The sequence below is a fragment of the Xenorhabdus anantnagensis genome (assembly GCF_028598555.1).
GTDB classification, from domain to species: Bacteria; Pseudomonadota; Gammaproteobacteria; order Enterobacterales; family Enterobacteriaceae; genus Xenorhabdus; species Xenorhabdus anantnagensis.
The window spans coordinates 23,007-40,633 of record NZ_JAQRFN010000008.1 but is presented as its reverse complement, the minus strand read 5'-3'; the positions used below and the strand labels follow the sequence as shown (position 1 = coordinate 40,633).

Here is a 17,627-nt window from a genome sequence, read left to right as displayed (position 1 = left end):
TTCTTAATCCTTAGTGCAATTTTTATATACTAATATTATTAACCATAAATTTAATAATATCCCTGTAAAGCTAAAAACAAGTAATGTAGTATATATACTATCAAACATAACCCAAGAAATAATGATGGAGGCTGAACGTATAAGGAACGAAAATATATCAATAAAAAGTATTTTCTTTTGTATCCCAATAATATTTGCAGCGGCACTATAAGGTTGATTTATAAATAATAGAATAAACCAAGGTAATAAAATTTGAGCATATACTCCAGATTCAGTCCATTGGTTTCCAAAAATAAATCCAAATAAAAATGGGAGGTGTTTGAAAGTTGTAATGGATATTATTAAAGATGGAATTAAAAGAAAGGCTGAGATTTTTATGAGTTCTTTTCTGATGTTTTTTTTATCTTTAATTTTTTTTATTTTATAATAAAAGGCTTCTTTGACGGAAGAAGTGATTAGGGTTATCGGAGCTTGCATTGTTCTTGTTGTCATAGAATACATACCAATAACAGCAGAAGTTGAGAATACTGCCATTGACAGATTTACTATATATTGCGATGACATGGAAAATAGCTCTGATATAGTTTGATAATAAGTGAAGTTTTTATTTTCTTTTATTATAAAACTTATTTTTCTTGGTGAAAAATAACTAGTTAATGATGTGATATGAATGTTTTTGAAAAATATAATAGATATTAAATTTGATATGATATATGCAATTAATAATGAGTTTGATATTGAGGATATATAACTTATTCCTATTTGTAGAAATAAGCATAAAGTTGTGCGAACGAATCTATGCTTAACCGCAGTACTAAAATTACCTGTAGATAAACTGTAAGAAACAGTTAATTGTGATACAGTGAAAGTATATAGTGAGAGTGTAGTATATATATACCATTCAAAATAGAGAAAATTAAAAATATAGAATGCTACAATAGAAATGAAAAATATTATTAAGCTAATAATACTACTTATATATATTGCAGAGAAAAATATATTTTGTTTGTCTTCCTTATTGCTGGTCAATAATGCTTGATCTAGTTTTAGACAGCATAATGGGCTTAATATCATTATTAGTATAATAGATATTGAATATTGTCCAAGGGCATCTGGAGTTATTATTCTAGATAGTATAGGTAGAAGTAGTATAGCAATAATTTGCCCACTAACAGATCCTGTGAATATCTTCAAGAAGTTTTTTTTAAAACTAGGCATATATATGGATTTTTTTCGATTCGATTTGGTTTGTTATTTTAGTTTCAATAATTTTCCAATTTCTAAATCTACATGTGGATTTTCGGGAGTATTTAATTCTAGGTCATAACCTGCTGCTGGAGTGAAAGTTAATTCACCAAAAATTACATTCCCATTATCTAAATAAAAATCAACTCGAACAAAAGGAAATGGCTCAGAAAGTTTTTTTGCATATTTAAATAGTTTCTCAAATCCTTGTGGTTTTTGGAGTGTTGGAGTGTTTTTTATGTTTTGATAATCTAAACCGTATGGCAATATTTCCCAGTTTTCTGTCATAAAATAATATTTAGGTTTTTGAGTTTCTCTTTCTGTACATACCATGACGAATTTTGGAGTTCCATCAAAACAAAACACTTTATAGTCATATGGAAGAGATCCTGATTCTGTTTCAATGAGTTTTTCGCATATTATTCTCTTATTAATATTTTTGTAACATAATTCAACGGTATTAATCCAATAATTTTCTTGCATCCATTTCTTTAATGTTTTTTGGGTTTGTTTAATATCTAATGAATTTTTATTATTACAAATTATATTATATCCTGCACCATGATTGCATTTTAATACGAATTTTTCTGGTAGTTTATTCCATGCTATTTTTTTTTCATTATCCCATGTGTAATATATTTCGTTAAGTAAGTGATCTAATCCTAAATTGTGAATATATTTCCTAACAGCATGCTTGTCTGCGCATATTGTTACTAATTTGTTGTCATTATACTTGTTTAGTTTTAACCACTGGAGTTTTTCATTAAAAGTTTTTGGGGAGTTTAAATTTAGCTTTGTTCTTAGTCTCTTATAGAACAAAATTTGTGTGGCAAATTTAGGGGAAATATGGCAAAGAATGGAGAATAAAAATTTTTTCATTTTTTTCATAATGTTATCATTTTGTTTTTTAATAAAGCTACCGCACTAGGTTACGGCTCCCAGAGTGCCTGCTATATGTAATAATTTTACTTATCCAATTAATATTAAAGGATTTTTTATCTTAAAAAAAACTATCATATCAACGATTTGTGTTAAGCAGCGACGAGAGTAGTCTCTCGTCGCTTTGAGGTCAAGTATAACAGTGTTTTTTCTTTAGTTGTTACATCTTGTAACTAACTAAATTTCAAAACGAAAACTATCTATCTCCCATGTAACGGCAACCAAATCACCAGCCGTAATCCACCTAAAGGACTATCTTCTGCTTTGGCCCAACCTCGATGCTGGTTCACTGCTGCTTCAACAATTGCTAATCCTAATCCCGTTCCGCCTGATTCTCTATCTCTTGCTTCATCCGTTCTATAAAACGGCCGGAATATATGTTCGCGGTCTTCCGGGCTGACTCCGGGTCCATCGTCATCAACGGTAATGGTTACACCTTGGTTATCTGCCTTGAATGCTACGGCGATATGGCTGCTGGAGTAACGCAGTGCATTGCGGACGATGTTTTCCAGTGCGCTGCCGAGTGTTGCTGGATTACAGTAAATAACCCAGTTTCCGGGAGGCGAAACGATATCCAATGTTTTGTGCATTTGCTCGACTTCAAATTTGGCATTCTCCAAAATGTCATGCCATAAATTGTAAGCTTTGATATTTTCGCGCAGTAATTCGTTTTTATGTTGATGACGGGAAAGTATCAACAGGTCGTTAATCATTCCATCTAAACGTTGAGTCTCTGTTTCAATGCGTGCTAATTCTTTGCTTTCACCGTGATGGCGGCGAAGTAGGGCTGTCGCCAATTGTAAACGAGTAAGCGGTGTGCGCAGTTCATGGGAGATATCGGAAATCAGCCGTTGTTGGGCGGTAACCATCCTTTCCAGCGCACTAATCATATGGTTGAAACTACTACCAGTAGCTAAAAACTCTTGTGGACCGGATTCCAGCTCAGGATGTTGCCGTAAGTTTCCTTTCGCGACATCATCTGCTGCATTTTTTAGTTTCCGGGCGGGTTTTGCCAAACTCCATGCCAGCCACAGTAGTAATGGAGCGCTTATTAACATGGTGGCTGCGGGCAGTAAAAATGGTCGGTCAAACATCAAATTAATAAAATCTGATTGTGGGCTGCTCGCTGGCCTAATGAAGTAGAGGAGGTAATGCTCTCCGTCATCGAGGACAGAAAAAGGGCCGAGTATTTCCGAACGACCATATTTTTTCTTTTTAGGGTGATCTGCATTATCGGATTGTCCGATAAAGTTGCGGGCAGCTTGTTGTAGGTAGCGCGATATTGTAAGGTCAGGGTTAATGATATTCCCATTATGGGTGATAAAGAGCAGGTATTCGTTCGGTGAAGTCAACAGATTAACAGCGTCCGGCATATGTAACCACCAGAAACTTTTCCCTGAGTTGTGTATTAATTTTTCTTCTATTTGTTTTGCCAGTTTTTTTCCAAGCTGATATTCATTGTCCAAAAGAGGGGCTAATTGCCGTGAGTCCAGTTTAGGAGCCATTAAGGCTATCATCAGGACAAGTGCGAGTGTAAACCAAAAAATGGCGAATATACGGGCTGTCAAGCTATTGATCATTTTGCGGAAACCATTAAGTATCCACGGCCGCGTAATGTCTTAAACCATGGTAGTTCATCCGTTCTATTGGGTAATTTACGACGTAGATTCGAAATGTGCATATCAATAGCGCGATCAAAAGGTGTTAAGCGTTTTCCCAATACTTCTTGACTTAAATGTTCACGGGAAACAACTTGCCCTAAATGTTGAGCCAATAAATAAAGTAGAGAGAATTCTGTGCCAGTTAGATCCAAAATCGTACCATCAAAACTGGCTTCCTGACGCCCAGAGTTGAGCCGTAGCTTATCGACCTCCAAAACAGGTATTCCTATCTCAGATTGTTTTTCACTCCAGTTGGAACGGCGCAAAATGGCACGTATACGGGCGACGAGTTCTCGATCGTTAAAAGGTTTGGGGAGATAGTCATCCGCTCCTAGCTCTAATCCTAAAACACGGTCTAAATCGCTACCCCGAGCGGTTAACATGATAACGGGGATTTTATGGCGCTGGCTTCGCAGCTCTTTCAGTGTCTCAATACCGTTCTTGCGCGGCATCATGATATCCAGCAATAGTAGGTCAATTGAAGAATCGATACATTGTAAAGCCTGTTCGCCATTGTGGGCGATCACAATATTGAATCCTTCCATTTCGAGCAGTTCTTTTAATAACGATGTTAGTTCGCGGTCATCATCAACTAATAAGATTTTATGCATTGATTCTTCCTCCAAGAGCAAAATACGATAACAAACTTCGCTATTCCATGACTTTACGTTCTTTTACATGCTCTGACGCTAGTTTGCAGCCGCAGGGTTATAGTTATCCACACTAGATCGAATGCTGTTGTTCGAGAAAGCGGGGAAATTTAATGCGTAACATAGCAATATTGGCTTTAGCGTCAATGTTTGTTCTAGGAACAACGGAGACCTTAGCTGAAACTGCTGATGCGGATCATGTTACTGAAACTAGTTCCTCTCTTTGTATGCAAGGTGATTATAAGAGGAATTTTAGTCATTACCGAGGTCATCAGTATAACTATAGCTATATCTTCAATGAAATAGTGTTAACTGAACAGCAGCGCGAACAGATATTACAGATCTTGAGGTTAGCCAGAGAGCAACATGAGCATGAGCAGCCGCTGGCTGATATGCGAGATGCAAGCCTAAAAGTGAATATTCTTTCGATTGCAGAGAATTTTGATGAAGCTGAGATTCGCTTGCAGCTTGAAAAAATAGCCGAAAAGAATGTTCTTTTTGGTATAGAAGTTGCCCGCTTTAATAATCAGGTTTATCGATTGTTAACTCCGGAACAGAAAGAGTTATTGAAAAAACATTATAAAACAAATAAATGCGCAACTCGATAAGTAAACTGATTTTTTGTTAATATTCTTGATGCCCTAGTATTTTTACAATAAAAGTAGTTTTGCTACTACATAGCATCAATAACGATTTTCCTTGCCATAGACACCATCCCTGTCTTTCAGCCCCCGTGAGGGGCTTTTTTTTTCGATTGTAGTTTACTTGCATAAACGGATCTTTTTTTATCTAATCCGATAAATGATTTCTACTGATTGTTTTTCTCATGAAAAAATTTGTTTTTGTTGCTCCTGAATTTCATTCCATTCCCCCAAATTATGCTGCTGCGGTCGAGTGGTGGATCTATAACGTTGCCAAAATCAGTCAGGCTAATAATTTAATTATTTGTAAAGGAGAAAGGACAGAGAAAACTGTAGAAAAAATCAGTGAATATGCCTCCATTCATAGGATATACACTAGCGCAATTTATAAACGTTTTTTCAGGAAATGGTCTCGGTTAGATCCTTACCCTTATGCCAAGAGGGTGATAGACACAGTTTCCTGTAGCCAAAACCAGTCCCATGATAAACCTATTTTGATTATTCAAAACTCCGTTTCACTTTATAACGAGATTAAGCAGTATTATCCTGAAGAACGGATGGTACTTCACCTGCATAATATGCATAACATCACTACTTTGGGTACTGGAGTAAAACTTATTACTCCAAGTCATTTTCTGGCTGATTTCTTTCGTAATGAAGCGAAGCTAGAGAACATTAAAGTTGTGCCAAATGGTATTGATAAGATGCTTTATATGCAACAAAGTTGCTGGAAAAGGGAGCGCTTTGGTCTCAAAAATACGGCAAAAGTTATTTTGTATGCTGGGCGATTAGATAAGAGGAAAGGAGTGCTTGAGTTAATGGAAGCGGTATCCTTATTGCACAAAAAGGATACGCAAATCACACTTCTTTTGATCGGAGAATACACAAAAAGTACAAAAGGTGAGCGTGAGATTTACCGTAAAAAAGTCGTTGATAAAGCGTTGGAGATGACAGAGTGTTGTGTTTTGGCAGGAAATATTCCGCCTGCAAATATACATCAGGTTTATTCACTTGCTGATTTAACGGTTGTTCCTTCATTGTGGGAGGAGCCATTTTGTATGGTTGCATTAGAGTCAATGGCGAGAGGTACACCTGTTTTGGCTAGCCCAAGAGGGGGAATCAAAGAGTTTGTGGTGCCCAACAATACAGGTTTCTTACTGCAAGAGCCATTATCTCCAGAGAGTATCGCTCAGGATATTTTAGATACGCTGTCAGATAGTCGCTTACACGATGTTACTGAAAAGGGTAAAGAAATAGCTCTCACAAACTACAATTGGCATACGGTAAGTGAGTCTCTAACTACTGTGTTGTCTGAGTGGTTTTAACGGTATTGATTTTACAGGCTATTCCAAAAATGAATAGCCTGTAATCATTAGCGTTTAAATCTCTATATTGTTTTATTCAATCTTGTGTTATTCAATCTTTGTTGACACAGCGCGATTAGCAAACCAAGATAAATTCCCAATATATTCAAATGAACACTCTCAAAATTTCCTCTGACAATAAAATATCCAAAGAAAGAGATGAGTAAGATTAATGCTGCTTGTTTATTGCAGTTGATGCTTGCATTCCACTCTTGAGCTGATTGTTTCAGATAAGAGATAACTAAAAATAAAAAAGCCCCTAGGCCAAGTATTCCGGTAGAAAACCAGATTGTCAGGAAAATATTATGAGGGCCAAGGGAAGCCCTAAATGTCCAATCAGGGTAATTCTTAACGTTATCGTTATAAATTTGGTCATAGATTTTGTTGCCGGCACCGTAGCCTTTGATTGGGTTTTCCAGAATTAAGGTGAGTGCTGAGCCTTGTGTTCCATTGCTATATCGGTAACTACTGTCGGTTTGTTCTAACTTGTAAGTCAAAGGAGAATCTTTGATCAGGTAATCAGATTTGATGGCAAAGATGGTGGCGCAGATAAAAACAATACTGGCAATTAACGTTTTCCAGTTTTTATTCATAATGATCATCATGAAAAACATAACAAAAATTGCAAGCCAGGCTCCTCTGGAAAGGGTGCCCAGCAATACAAAAAGCACGGATAAAATGAGCAAAATTGTCAGCGCTAAACGAACATAATTTTGAGTTTTTTGAAAATTCCAAAGGGCCACTAGTGCTGGAAAGAAGAAAACAATACCATCTGACACGCTGCGATGATTATAGTTGGTGAATGGCATAATATCGTTCTGATAATCTAGATAAAATAGGTACATTTCTTTCAGCGTGATGAATAACAATCCAAGTAAAAATGAACCAATAATCATTTTCTGAATTTTAAGTGCATTCGTATGACTTAATGCTAACGTAATGAGAATACTGGAGAGAACGACATCTCTAAAAAAAGGTGTTTTGATTTCACTAAAACTGAGCTTGGGATCAGGTGAAATAGCAATTGAATAGAGGTAAGCCAAAGTTAATATTCCCAAAGCCAGTACAATGTTGTTTTTCAACACACAGAGGCATCTTTTGGGATTCTTAATAAGAAAGTAGAGTGCGGTTAATGCTATCAATGCAAAAAATAGATTTTTATAGCGCGTGATGCCTGTGACATAGACAAGTGCGATGTAACCACCGACGAAAAAAGTACTCCAAGATAAATAATTTTTAACAGTTTCTTTAAACATGACTTTACCGGAATAGATAGTGGATTTCTGGTTGGTATTTTGTACCATTTTCATAATACAGGCACGAATAAAAATACGATGTTATAACTTGACACAAATTCTGGAGGATTTTTAAGCTTACTCCATGAAATTCCAAGGATAATTTCTCAACTAATGAAAGAATAGTTTATCAATTCTTTCTCCCTCCAATCTGTTGTTATCCCGACCAATATTGATTATCTTATGTTCTATTCTCCCTTTGTTTAAAAATCTTATCACTGTCACCTCACATAAAAGGGATAAGGATGCCCAACATGGATAATTTTTATGAAATCAGCCTGTTGGCGGAAATCGTGGGTGCCACGCTATCAGGTTTATGTCGTCTTTTAACCGGTGTGCAGACGCGATGGATTGGCTGTGAGCCATCAATTGTAAGCCGCATTTATTATGCCAATCATTCCAGTCATCTTGATGGGTTAGTGATTTGGTCTGGGCTTCCTCCTGCGCTGCGGTATCAAGTTCATCCTGTTGCTGCCCGTGATTATTGGGACAAAACAAAACTACGCCACTATCTCGTCCATAAGGTATTTCGTGCGGTATTAATTGAGCGTAATGGAGAAAACACTCAGAAAAAGAGGGTACTCGCGCCATTGGAAGCGGTTTTAGCGCAAAAAGAGTCTTTGATTATCTTTCCGGAGGGAACTCGGGGAGATGGTGAACAAATCAATCCGTTCAAGGGGGGGCTGTATCATTTGGTTCGTAAATATCCTGATGCTGAGGTAGTGCCAGTTTATTTGAAGAATTTGAACCGTGCTCTGCCGAAAGGGAAAAAACTCTTGGTGCCAATTATTTGTTCGGTCACGTTCGGCAAGCCATTGGAGCAATTAGGTGAGGACGAAGGCAAGAATGAGTTCCTATTACGTGCCCAGTCTGCATTAGAGGAGTTAGTGCTATGACAGGTATCGATTATGATTTGATGCTGTTGTTGGGAGAGATTTTCGGGATATTGATTATCGCCAGTGTGATTGGAGGCATTTTGGCTTTTCGGTATTCGGGGGAAAGGAACAATGCCACTATCGACAACCTGAATGCGCGGATTCGTAGTTGGTGGATGATGTACATCATCTGTGTTCTGGCTATTGCCGTTGGACCTGTGGGAGCAGTTATTTTGTTTGCGGTGATGTCATTTTTTGCCTTGCGTGAATTTATCACGCTAACGCCTACTCGCCGCAGTGATCATGAAGCACTGTCCTGGTGTTTCTTTGTTTTTATGCCTGTGCAGTACGTTTTGGTTGGTATGCAATGGTATGGCCTATTCTCGGTGTTTATTCCTGTGTATGTCTTCCTGTTTTTGCCCGCCCGGACGGCGTTGGTTGGGGATACAACCCATTTTCTGGAGCGGATAACCAAAATTCAGTGGGGGATGATGGTAACAGTGTTTGCCATCAGCCATGCGCCAGCGTTGTTGATGCTACAGATCCCAGAGTACAAGCATCAAAATATCAAATTATTGCTGTTCCTGATGATCGTGGTGCAAATGTCTGATGTTTTGCAGTACGTATTTGGTAAGTTATTTGGTAAACATCCGATTGTACCGAAACTCAGTCCCAATAAAACGGTCGAGGGATTTGTTGGCGGAATTTTGGCTTCTGTGCTACTGGGAATGTCGATGTTCTGGGTAACACCTTTCTCCCCGTGGGTGGCGGGACTGATGTCGCTGGCAATTACCCTGATGGGGTTTATTGGTGGATTATGTATGTCAGCAATTAAACGAGACAGCGGAATAAAGGATTTTGGTGGAATTATTGCAGGCCATGGCGGAATGCTAGATAGAATTGACTCGCTTTGCTTCGCTGCCCCTATATTTTTCCATTTGACGCGCTATTTTTATACTTGAGGCTGACTAAATAACCGAAAGGTGGAGTCAATGAGTATAAATTATGGGCGATGGGTCAGTTCCGCTGCGTTGGCGGCGACAGTACTGGCCAGTGTGCTATTGATCGTAAAAATTTTTGCATGGTGGCTAACGGGTTCGGTGAGCTTATTGGCTGCGCTGGTGGATTCATTAGTTGATCTAGCTGCTTCTTTGACGAATTTTTTTGTGGTGCGCTATTCACTTCAACCTGCTGATGAGGAGCATACATTTGGGCATGGTAAGGCTGAATCGCTGGCCGCTTTGGCCCAAAGTATGTTTATTTCCGGCTCGGCGATTTTCCTGTTCTTAACGGGTTTTCAGCATCTGTATTCCCCCAAGCCACTGGAGCATGCAGCGATAGGCGTTTGGGTAATCACCATTGCCCTGATTTCTACGTTATGTTTGGTCACGTTCCAAAAATGGGTGATCAATAAAACCCAAAGTCAGGCGATCCGTGCGGATATGCTGCATTATAAGTCTGACCTTTTGATGAATGGGGCAATTCTGGTGGCGTTGCTTTTGAATCTGTCTGGTTTTAAACATGCAGATGCGCTATTTGCCTTAGGAATTGGAGTTTATATCCTCTATAGCGCGTTACGGATGGGTTACGATGCCGTACAATCTTTACTTGATCGTGCCTTGCCGGACGAAGAGCGGCAGGAGATTATTGAGATTATCCGAAATTATCCCGGTATAGCAGGTGGGCATGATCTGCGAACCCGACAATCAGGGCCGACTCGTTTTATTCAGTTCCATCTGGAGATAGATGACCATTTACCATTGGTGCAGGCTCATGCTTTGGCAGAAGGGATTGAAAATAAATTGCGGGATAGGTTTCCGGGTGCCGATATTATTATTCACCAAGATCCTTGCTCTGTTGTGCCTGAGGAGCATAAAAATCGTTGGGATTGACGAGGAATTTATTCATAATCAAAAGATCGTCAAAAAATAGACATAATCTTAATGCAGACTGGGTGTTTTTCCGTATTATAATTAATGTTGAATCAATTCAGCTCATGGGTTCACAATCGGGTTTCGTAAAATTACCGTTAATTTTTTCCCTTTAGGGGAAACAGTCAGCAGATTGGCAAATACTATATCTACAAGTCAGAGGTCATCATGATCAACAAGATTAAAAGAATCGGAGTCTTAACGAGTGGCGGTGATGCGCCTGGCATGAACGCCGCTATTCGTGGTGTTGTTCGTGCCGCTTTAACCGAAGGGTTGGAAGTCTATGGCATTTATGATGGCTATCTGGGGTTGTATGAAAACCGCATGAAGAAGCTTGATCGCTTTAGTGTTTCCGACATGATTAACCGCGGTGGTACGTTTTTGGGATCAGCGCGTTTCCCTGAGTTCAGGGATGATAAAGTCCGGCAAACTGCCATTGAAAACATGCATAAAAATGAAATTGATGCGCTGGTGGTGATTGGCGGAGACGGTTCTTATTTGGGCGCAAAGAAGCTGACCGAAGCGGGCTTCCCTTGTATTGGCTTGCCCGGAACAATTGATAACGACGTTGCGGGTACAGATTACACCATTGGTTATTTCACGGCGCTGGAAACGGTGGTTGAAGCGATTGACCGTTTGCGCGATACATCAACTTCCCATAAACGCATTTCGATTGTTGAAGTGATGGGGCGTTATTGCGGTGATTTGACCTTATCAGCGGCAATAGCGGGTGGATGTGAATTTATTGTTTTGCCTGAGAATGAAATCCCATTCGATCGTGAAGAGTTGTTGAGTGAGATTAAGGCCGGAATTCAAAAAGGTAAGCGTCACGCGATTGTTGCCATTACTGAGCATGTTTGTGACGTTGCTGAGTTGGCGAAATATATTGAGGCAGAAACGCACCACGAAACCCGTGCAACGGTATTGGGACATATTCAGCGTGGTGGAGCGCCTGTCGCTTATGACCGCATTCTCGCATCCCGTATGGGATCGTATTCTGTTCAGCTACTCTTGGAAGGTCATGGCGGTCGCTGTGTTGGTATCCAGAACGAGAAACTTGTTCATCACGATATCATTGATGCGGTACAAAATATGCAGCGTGTCTTTAAGAAAGAGTGGCTGGATACCGCGAAAAAACTCTACTAATCCTTTCTTAATTCTGCAAAATCTTTCCTCGGAGATAGCCACGTTGTGTGGCTGTCTCGTCACTCATATTCTTCTTGCGCATAAGCCAAAATTTAAAATTATTTCTGTGTCATAACGCTTTCTGTCAGTTTCTATGACGGAAATCATCATGGCTTAGGGGAATATGTTACCGTGGATATGAATGTAAGGGGTATGAATACAGGCTCGCGATGGGCAATCATAAAAAAGTATGTTGTGTCGAGAAAGTATGTTGTGTCGAAAACGTATATCGTGTCGGCATTATCTTTAATGGCCTTAGCGATGACACTGATGGCTAACAGTGCTTGGGCAAAAGCAAAAGAGAGCCAAATATTGAATGTATCTTATGATCCGACACGTGAATTTTACCAGCAGTATGATCAGGCATTCAGAGAATACTGGCACAACAAAACAGGGGATAATGTCAGGGTTCGCCAATCACACGGAGGTTCAGGCAAGCAGGCAACTTCCGTTATTAACGGTCTTCAGGCAGATGTTGTGACTTTGGCACTGGCTTATGATGTGAATGCCATTGCAGAGAGTGGACGCATTGATAAGCATTGGATTAAGCGTCTGCCGGGTAATTCAGCGCCTTATACATCAACCATTGTTTTTTTGGTGAGAAAAGGAAACCCTAAACAGATAAAAGATTGGTCGGACTTGATTCGCCCAGATGTTGCGGTTGTTACGCCGAATCCGAAAACTTCCGGTGGAGCACGTTGGAATTACCTGGCTGCCTGGGGATATGGATTGGCGCATAACAATCAGGATCAGGCTAAAGCCAAAGAGTTTGTGAAGGCGCTCTATAAAAATGTTGAAGTGCTGGATGCCGGCGCGCGCGGTGCAACGAATACGTTTGTGGAGCGCGGAATTGGCGATGTATTGATTGCGTGGGAAAACGAAGCCTTGTTGGCGATTAATGTTTTGGGCAAGGATAAGTTTGAAATTGTGACACCAAGCATTTCTATTTTAGCGGAACCGACGGTTTCTGTTGTCGACAAGGTCGTTGATAAACGGGAAACGCGCGAGCTGGCAACTGAATATTTGAAATATCTTTATTCTCCGGTTGGGCAGGAGATTGCGGCCAAAAACTATTATCGTCCTCGCGATAAAGCAATAGCAGAAAAATACCGCACTGTTTTCCCTGAACTGAATCTCTTTACGATTGATGAGGTCTTTGGTGGTTGGGATAACGCTCAGAAACAGCATTTTGCCACGGGCAAAATTTTTGACGAAATTATCCGGCGTTAATCACTGAGCCGATTTTGAGTGAGAAAAAACCGCCACAAGGGATGTTTCGTGGCGGTTGAGACATTTTTCTGTTCGTTATTAAAAGATCACGCTTTTTTCGCTTCTGCTGCGGCTTTCACGATAACCGCAAAAGCATCGGCTTTTAGTGAAGCACCTCCGACCAGCGCACCGTCGATATCCGGTTGGGTGAACAGTTCCGCTGCATTGCTGGCATTAACTGAGCCGCCATATTGAATAATGACTTGTTCGGCAATAGCTGCATCTTGTTTTGCGATATGGTCACGGATAAATTTATGAACAGCTTGAGCTTGCGCAGGTGTTGCGGATTTGCCTGTACCAATTGCCCAGACAGGTTCATAAGCAATAACTGTATCTTTGAATGCTTCTGCACCCAGTGTGTTCAGAACGGCATCGATTTGCCGTGCACAGACGATTTCAGTTTGACCGGCTTCATTTTCTTGCTCGGTTTCGCCAATGCACAAAACTGGGATCAGGCCTTGCTCTTTCAGGATAGCAAATTTCTTCGCAATGAATTCATCACTTTCTTTGTGGTAAGTGCGACGTTCAGAGTGGCCGATAATAATATATTTTGCACCGACGTCTTTCAGCATTTCTGCGGAAGTTTCGCCAGTAAATGCACCAGAAAGGTTTACGCCAACATCTTGTGCGCCCAGAGCAATACGGCTACCAGCCAGAGCATTTTTTGCCAGAGAAACATAAACTGTTGGTGGTGCGATAGCGACGCCACAGCCGTCAACGTTACTCAATTCTTTACGCAGGCCTGTAATCAGGTCGTTAACCATGTGGGTACTGCCATTTAATTTCCAGTTACCCATAACTAATGGATGTCGCATATTTTTCCCTCCAACCAGAAAATAATCAAATTGCGAATTGAATGAATATTCTTTCTTTGAATGACATTATGGTGATGTCATTCCCTGTAAGCGGAATCCCGACAGTATAAAGATCATCAACGCGAATAGCTCTGCGCTGTGTCACTAATTTTCATTTGCTGAGGTGTCAGATAACGATAGCTTAATCGGTTCAATTGCGAAGGTCATTATATTTTCGCTGCTGTTTACGATGATATAGCGTGTTGCTCCCATTTTTTGACTCAAAGTCGAGTGCGCTTCTGCTGCCTCCAAAAGCCTTTCCAATTGAATTTGCGCTTGTTCAGGGGAAAGAGTCGGCTCAAATTGCCTGATCAGGGCAGTCATATATTGTTTTGCCAGTATGCGGTTTTGCTTATCCTCTTGTTCATTTTGTGATGGCAACAGGGTAATTTGCAGACTTTTAATTTTTTCGCTACCCCGTTCCAGTACCGCTGAAGAGTATATGTTGTCATTGATTTTACTGGCAGCACGGATGAAAGGCTGGGAAATATTCTTGCTGGCGATCACCTTATATTCGTACAGGGGAGTATCCGGATGTTTTTTGTTGTATTTTTCCCGAAAGATAGGGATAGTTTCTTCAAAAGTCGGGGAATCCGGCAGAAGATACTTTAATGGTGAGTTTATTTCTGGTGTGACAGACGGCTCATCGGCAGAGGCGGATAATGGTAAACCGATGCCAAAAACGATTAATATTGTCACCAGAAGTTTATTCATGCCTGTTTTCATTTTGTTACTCACTGAGTTAAATCCTGGAAAAACAGCATCCACAATTGGAAAAGAGTACATGACATTACAACAATGGGGATTCTCATTCAAAGGCCGAATTGGACGGCGAGAGTTTTGGAGCGGTATAGGTATTTGTTTCGCCTTGATCTTTATACTCCTGACACTGCATGGAATGAATGTCCTCCCCATGAATTATGCGGCGCTTGGTGTTGCTTTGCTATTGTATCCAACGGCAGCGATTTTTTCGAAACGCCTGCATGACCGAAATAAAAGTAGTGGCTGGGTATTACTATTGGCACTGGCTTGGATATTGTTATCCCTTGATTGGAGCATAATGGCACCAATATGGCAGTGGGGAATTGGTCGTTTTGTTCCGACACTGATTTTTGTCATGATGATATTGGATTGTGGTGTATTCCAAGGCTCGGAAGGCACCAATCGGTTTGGGGAGATGGCAGAAACGGTTGATTATATTTCTGCCAAGTCAGCCAAGTAGCCAGCTCAGAAACGCGAATAAGTTTGCAGATACGTTTATTGTGGGAACCGTGGCTATTTATGGGCTGATTACCAGTATTGCTCGCTGGTGATATGGCCCGGTTTACGGCGCAGATGCTTTGCCATGTTACGTTGTTCTTTCAATAGTTGCTGGGTATCCCTGACCATCTGGGGATTCCCGCACAGCATAACATGGCTGTTTTCTGCCTGAATCGGTAAGCCTACAGCCGATTCCAACTTGCCATTCTCAATTAATGCCGGAATTCTGCCCATAAGTGAATCCGGCCATTTCTCTCGACTTACGATGGTCTGTATTCTCAGTTTACCTTGATATGTTTTTTCCAACTCTTGCATCATGGGTAAATAACTTAAATCTTTTCCCCATCTAGCAGCATGAACTAAAACAATATTTTCGAATCGCTCCAGATTAGTGCCCTGCTGGAGGATGGAAAGGTAAGGCCCAATGGCTGTGCCAGTAGAAAGCATCCAGAGTGTTTGGCTGTCAGGGATCTCATCCAGAACAAAAAAACCAGCTGCCTGCTCTGTTACTAACAATTCGTCCCCAGTTTTTAGCGCAGCCAAACGAGGGCTGAGTTTTCCTTCCGGAACGGTCACTAAATAAAATTCCAGATCATTGTCTTCGGGAGAGTTGACGTAAGAGTAAGCCCGTTGGATACGCTCCCCCTCAATTTCCAGTGCAAGTTTTGCAAATTGTCCGGCGGTGAATGTTTCTATTGGTGCATGAATTTTTATGCTGAAAAGTGAATCAGTCCAATTGGTTATGTCGGTAACTTTTCCTGTAACCCAGTTTGCCATTACGATTAACCTCTCTACACAATATGGTACGCATTAATATGGTACGAATTTAGTATGGTGTGCATTAATTCGGTGCAAATGAATACTGCATGAATGGGCGATTTTTTGTAACGATTCTACGTGATTACCTGAAATAACATTATCGATTACGTGTTACAGTTAGATTAACTGGATTCCTGCCAATATTATGGATTGATATGTACATTTTTATTGACATTTATGGAAAATATCTCTGTGATTTTTTATTAATGTAAAATTGTATACTGCAAAGAAAGAATATAGATTTGCCAAGTGAATCATGTCCAATGAAGTTAGTACGTCAGGTTCTTTATTAAGTGCTTGAGGGTATCACTATGACTGATGATTGATTAGGTAGCTATTAAATGGCTTATACAATATTTATTCAAATGTTGAATAAATACAGCTCCTTAACGAACGATTACTTTCCATGAACAGCTGTTTCAATGAATGATTGTATATAAGTGCGATGAGAAAAATAGAACACTTTAATTTATTGTTGATGTTGATTGCCTTGGCCGCTGTAGGGCAGATGACTCAGACAATTTATGTGCCAGTTATTGCAGATATGGCTAATGATCTTAGTAAACCTGCAGGAGAAGTTCAGCAGGTAATGGCGGCATATCTGTTTTCTTATGGGCTTTCACAGCTTTTTTATGGGCCGCTATCTGACAAGGTGGGGCGTCGTCCTGTGATTCTGGCGGGAATGTCCATTTATCTGGTGGCAACAATATGTGCTCTGGTTGCGCCCAACTTGCTGGTGCTGGTGATTGCGAGTGCGTTACAGGGATTGGGCACAGGGGTTGCCGGTGTGATGGTGCGTACTATGCCACGAGATTTATATACTGGCACGACATTGCGCTATGCCAATAGCCTGCTGAATATGGCAGTGTTGGTCAGCCCTCTGGCTGCTCCCATGATCGGTGGGATAGTTGCCCACTATTTTGGTTGGCGTTCCTGCTACTTGTTCCTATTAGTGATGGGGGTTATGGTCACTTTCTTCCTGGTTCGGTATTTACCGGAGACCCGTCCCGCAGAGACTGCACACAGCACGATGCTGGTCTCTTTCCACCAATTACTCTCTCATGGTGCTTTTGTCTCTTACCTGATCATGTTGGTGGGTGGTCTGGCTGGGGTGGCCGTTTTTGAAGCCAGCAGCGGTGTGTTAATGGGGGCTGTTTTGGGGCTGGATAGCCTAACGGTCAGTATCTTGTTTATCCTGCCAATCCCCGCAGCGTTTTTTGGAGCGTGGTATGCCGGGCGTGAAGGTAAAGCATTTTCTCGGCTCATGTGGCACTCGGTTATCTGTTGCTTGCTGGCGGGAGTTTTGATGTGGTTACCCGACTGGTTTGGCATCATGAATATCTGGACTTTGTTAATACCCGCCGCATTATTCTTTTTTGGTGCGGGTATGTTGTTTCCATTGGCAACGACCGGAGCGATGGAGCCATTCCCTTATCTGGCAGGAGCCGCAGGTGCTTTGGTGGGGGGATTTCAGAATGTAGGCTCAGGAGCGGCCACATGGCTGTCGGCGATGTTACCGCAAAATAGCCAATTCAGCGTTGGGATGCTGATGTTTTCTATGTCGCTGCTGATTCTATTTTGTTGGTTGCCCATTTCCCAGAGAGTCCAGCGTCAGGAGCATACAGTTTCGTAAAAGCGA

General features: G+C 40.8%; 17 protein-coding genes. 9 read left to right on the top strand and 8 right to left on the bottom strand.

The annotated features are described in order from the left end of the window. Positions 1–3: 3 nt before the first annotated feature. The 4 genes from PSI14_RS07990 to cpxR form a co-directional block, all read right to left on the bottom strand. Complete coding sequence (locus tag PSI14_RS07990) at positions 4–1,218, bottom strand: lipopolysaccharide biosynthesis protein (RefSeq protein WP_273575414.1); 1,215 nt, start codon at positions 1,216–1,218, stop codon at positions 4–6. 33 nt (positions 1,219–1,251) lie between these two features. Further along, positions 1,252–2,133 carry an ATP-grasp fold amidoligase family protein gene (locus PSI14_RS07985; protein WP_273575413.1) on the bottom strand — a complete coding sequence of 294 codons (882 nt, stop codon included), beginning with the start codon at positions 2,131–2,133 and terminating at the stop codon, positions 1,252–1,254. Between the two features lie 251 nt (positions 2,134–2,384). Then, on the bottom strand, positions 2,385–3,764 hold the full coding sequence (gene cpxA, locus PSI14_RS07980; protein ID WP_273575412.1) for an envelope stress sensor histidine kinase CpxA: 1,380 nt from the start codon (positions 3,762–3,764) through the stop codon (positions 2,385–2,387). Next, positions 3,761–4,456 (bottom strand): envelope stress response regulator transcription factor CpxR, encoded by a 696-nt coding sequence (gene cpxR, locus PSI14_RS07975; RefSeq protein ID WP_273553942.1) that lies wholly within the window; start codon positions 4,454–4,456, stop codon positions 3,761–3,763. The genes cpxA and cpxR overlap by 4 nt, the downstream gene beginning before the upstream one ends. Before the next feature lie 152 nt (positions 4,457–4,608). Between cpxR and PSI14_RS07970 the strand changes: the two genes are divergently transcribed. Together PSI14_RS07970 and PSI14_RS07965 are read left to right on the top strand one after the other, a co-directional pair. Continuing rightward, positions 4,609–5,103 carry a Spy/CpxP family protein refolding chaperone gene (locus PSI14_RS07970; RefSeq protein WP_273575411.1) on the top strand — a complete coding sequence of 165 codons (495 nt, stop codon included), beginning with the start codon at positions 4,609–4,611 and terminating at the stop codon, positions 5,101–5,103. Positions 5,104–5,321: 218 nt separating this feature from the next. Next, on the top strand, positions 5,322–6,461 hold the full coding sequence (locus tag PSI14_RS07965; RefSeq protein ID WP_273575410.1) for a glycosyltransferase: 1,140 nt from the start codon (positions 5,322–5,324) through the stop codon (positions 6,459–6,461). Between the two features lie 62 nt (positions 6,462–6,523). Here PSI14_RS07965 and rfaL read toward each other — a convergent pair whose 3' ends face one another. Beyond that, the gene (rfaL, locus tag PSI14_RS07960) at positions 6,524–7,756 is read right to left on the bottom strand and encodes an O-antigen ligase RfaL (protein ID WP_273575409.1); all 1,233 of its coding nucleotides are present in this window, start codon (positions 7,754–7,756) and stop codon (positions 6,524–6,526) included. A gap of 293 nt (positions 7,757–8,049) precedes the next feature. Here rfaL and PSI14_RS07955 point away from each other — a divergent pair, with 293 nt between their 5' ends. The 5 genes from PSI14_RS07955 to PSI14_RS07935 all read left to right on the top strand — a co-directional run bounded on the left by PSI14_RS07955 (position 8,050) and on the right by PSI14_RS07935 (position 13,016). Further along, positions 8,050–8,691 (top strand): lysophospholipid acyltransferase family protein, encoded by a 642-nt coding sequence (locus tag PSI14_RS07955; RefSeq protein ID WP_273575408.1) that lies wholly within the window; start codon positions 8,050–8,052, stop codon positions 8,689–8,691. Further along, a complete protein-coding gene (locus tag PSI14_RS07950) occupies positions 8,688–9,632 on the top strand; it encodes a phosphatidate cytidylyltransferase (RefSeq protein WP_273575407.1) in 945 nt (314 codons plus the stop codon). The genes PSI14_RS07955 and PSI14_RS07950 overlap by 4 nt, the downstream gene beginning before the upstream one ends. A gap of 30 nt (positions 9,633–9,662) precedes the next feature. Continuing rightward, a complete protein-coding gene (gene fieF / locus PSI14_RS07945; RefSeq protein WP_273575406.1) occupies positions 9,663–10,562 on the top strand; it encodes a CDF family cation-efflux transporter FieF in 900 nt (299 codons plus the stop codon). A gap of 207 nt (positions 10,563–10,769) precedes the next feature. Next, on the top strand, positions 10,770–11,747 hold the full coding sequence (pfkA, locus tag PSI14_RS07940; protein ID WP_273575405.1) for a 6-phosphofructokinase: 978 nt from the start codon (positions 10,770–10,772) through the stop codon (positions 11,745–11,747). Positions 11,748–12,035: 288 nt separating this feature from the next. Continuing rightward, a complete protein-coding gene (locus PSI14_RS07935; RefSeq protein ID WP_273575518.1) occupies positions 12,036–13,016 on the top strand; it encodes a sulfate ABC transporter substrate-binding protein in 981 nt (326 codons plus the stop codon). 86 nt (positions 13,017–13,102) lie between these two features. Here PSI14_RS07935 and tpiA read toward each other — a convergent pair whose 3' ends face one another. Together tpiA and PSI14_RS07925 are read right to left on the bottom strand one after the other, a co-directional pair. Further along, the gene (tpiA, locus tag PSI14_RS07930; protein ID WP_273575404.1) at positions 13,103–13,870 is read right to left on the bottom strand and encodes a triose-phosphate isomerase; all 768 of its coding nucleotides are present in this window, start codon (positions 13,868–13,870) and stop codon (positions 13,103–13,105) included. A gap of 144 nt (positions 13,871–14,014) precedes the next feature. Then, positions 14,015–14,647: a DUF1454 family protein gene (locus PSI14_RS07925; RefSeq protein WP_273575403.1), complete on the bottom strand. Its 633-nt coding sequence runs from the start codon at positions 14,645–14,647 to the stop codon at positions 14,015–14,017. 46 nt (positions 14,648–14,693) lie between these two features. Between PSI14_RS07925 and PSI14_RS07920 the strand changes: the two genes are divergently transcribed. Continuing rightward, positions 14,694–15,131: a DUF805 domain-containing protein gene (locus PSI14_RS07920; protein ID WP_273575402.1), complete on the top strand. Its 438-nt coding sequence runs from the start codon at positions 14,694–14,696 to the stop codon at positions 15,129–15,131. A gap of 68 nt (positions 15,132–15,199) precedes the next feature. On the opposite strand, the gene fpr is transcribed toward PSI14_RS07920, so the two are convergent. Beyond that, on the bottom strand, positions 15,200–15,946 hold the full coding sequence (gene fpr, locus PSI14_RS07915; RefSeq protein WP_273575401.1) for a ferredoxin--NADP(+) reductase: 747 nt from the start codon (positions 15,944–15,946) through the stop codon (positions 15,200–15,202). 487 nt (positions 15,947–16,433) lie between these two features. Between fpr and emrD the strand changes: the two genes are divergently transcribed. Continuing rightward, a complete protein-coding gene (gene emrD / locus PSI14_RS07910; RefSeq protein WP_273575400.1) occupies positions 16,434–17,621 on the top strand; it encodes a multidrug efflux MFS transporter EmrD in 1,188 nt (395 codons plus the stop codon). The last annotated feature ends 6 nt before the right edge of the window (positions 17,622–17,627 follow it).

Coding starts and splice junctions, on each gene's coding strand:
- PSI14_RS07990 (WP_273575414.1), bottom strand. CDS start 1,218: ATGCCTAGTTTTAAAAAAAACTTCTTGAAGATATTCACAGGATCTGTT.
- PSI14_RS07985 (WP_273575413.1), bottom strand. CDS start 2,133: ATGAAAAAAATGAAAAAATTTTTATTCTCCATTCTTTGCCATATTTCC.
- cpxA (WP_273575412.1), bottom strand. CDS start 3,764: ATGATCAATAGCTTGACAGCCCGTATATTCGCCATTTTTTGGTTTACA.
- cpxR (WP_273553942.1), bottom strand. CDS start 4,456: ATGCATAAAATCTTATTAGTTGATGATGACCGCGAACTAACATCGTTA.
- PSI14_RS07970 (WP_273575411.1), top strand. CDS start 4,609: ATGCGTAACATAGCAATATTGGCTTTAGCGTCAATGTTTGTTCTAGGA.
- PSI14_RS07965 (WP_273575410.1), top strand. CDS start 5,322: ATGAAAAAATTTGTTTTTGTTGCTCCTGAATTTCATTCCATTCCCCCA.
- rfaL (WP_273575409.1), bottom strand. CDS start 7,756: ATGTTTAAAGAAACTGTTAAAAATTATTTATCTTGGAGTACTTTTTTC.
- PSI14_RS07955 (WP_273575408.1), top strand. CDS start 8,050: ATGGATAATTTTTATGAAATCAGCCTGTTGGCGGAAATCGTGGGTGCC.
- PSI14_RS07950 (WP_273575407.1), top strand. CDS start 8,688: ATGACAGGTATCGATTATGATTTGATGCTGTTGTTGGGAGAGATTTTC.
- fieF (WP_273575406.1), top strand. CDS start 9,663: ATGAGTATAAATTATGGGCGATGGGTCAGTTCCGCTGCGTTGGCGGCG.
- pfkA (WP_273575405.1), top strand. CDS start 10,770: ATGATCAACAAGATTAAAAGAATCGGAGTCTTAACGAGTGGCGGTGAT.
- PSI14_RS07935 (WP_273575518.1), top strand. CDS start 12,036: ATGGCCTTAGCGATGACACTGATGGCTAACAGTGCTTGGGCAAAAGCA.
- tpiA (WP_273575404.1), bottom strand. CDS start 13,870: ATGCGACATCCATTAGTTATGGGTAACTGGAAATTAAATGGCAGTACC.
- PSI14_RS07920 (WP_273575402.1), top strand. CDS start 14,694: ATGACATTACAACAATGGGGATTCTCATTCAAAGGCCGAATTGGACGG.
- fpr (WP_273575401.1), bottom strand. CDS start 15,946: ATGGCAAACTGGGTTACAGGAAAAGTTACCGACATAACCAATTGGACT.
- emrD (WP_273575400.1), top strand. CDS start 16,434: ATGAGAAAAATAGAACACTTTAATTTATTGTTGATGTTGATTGCCTTG.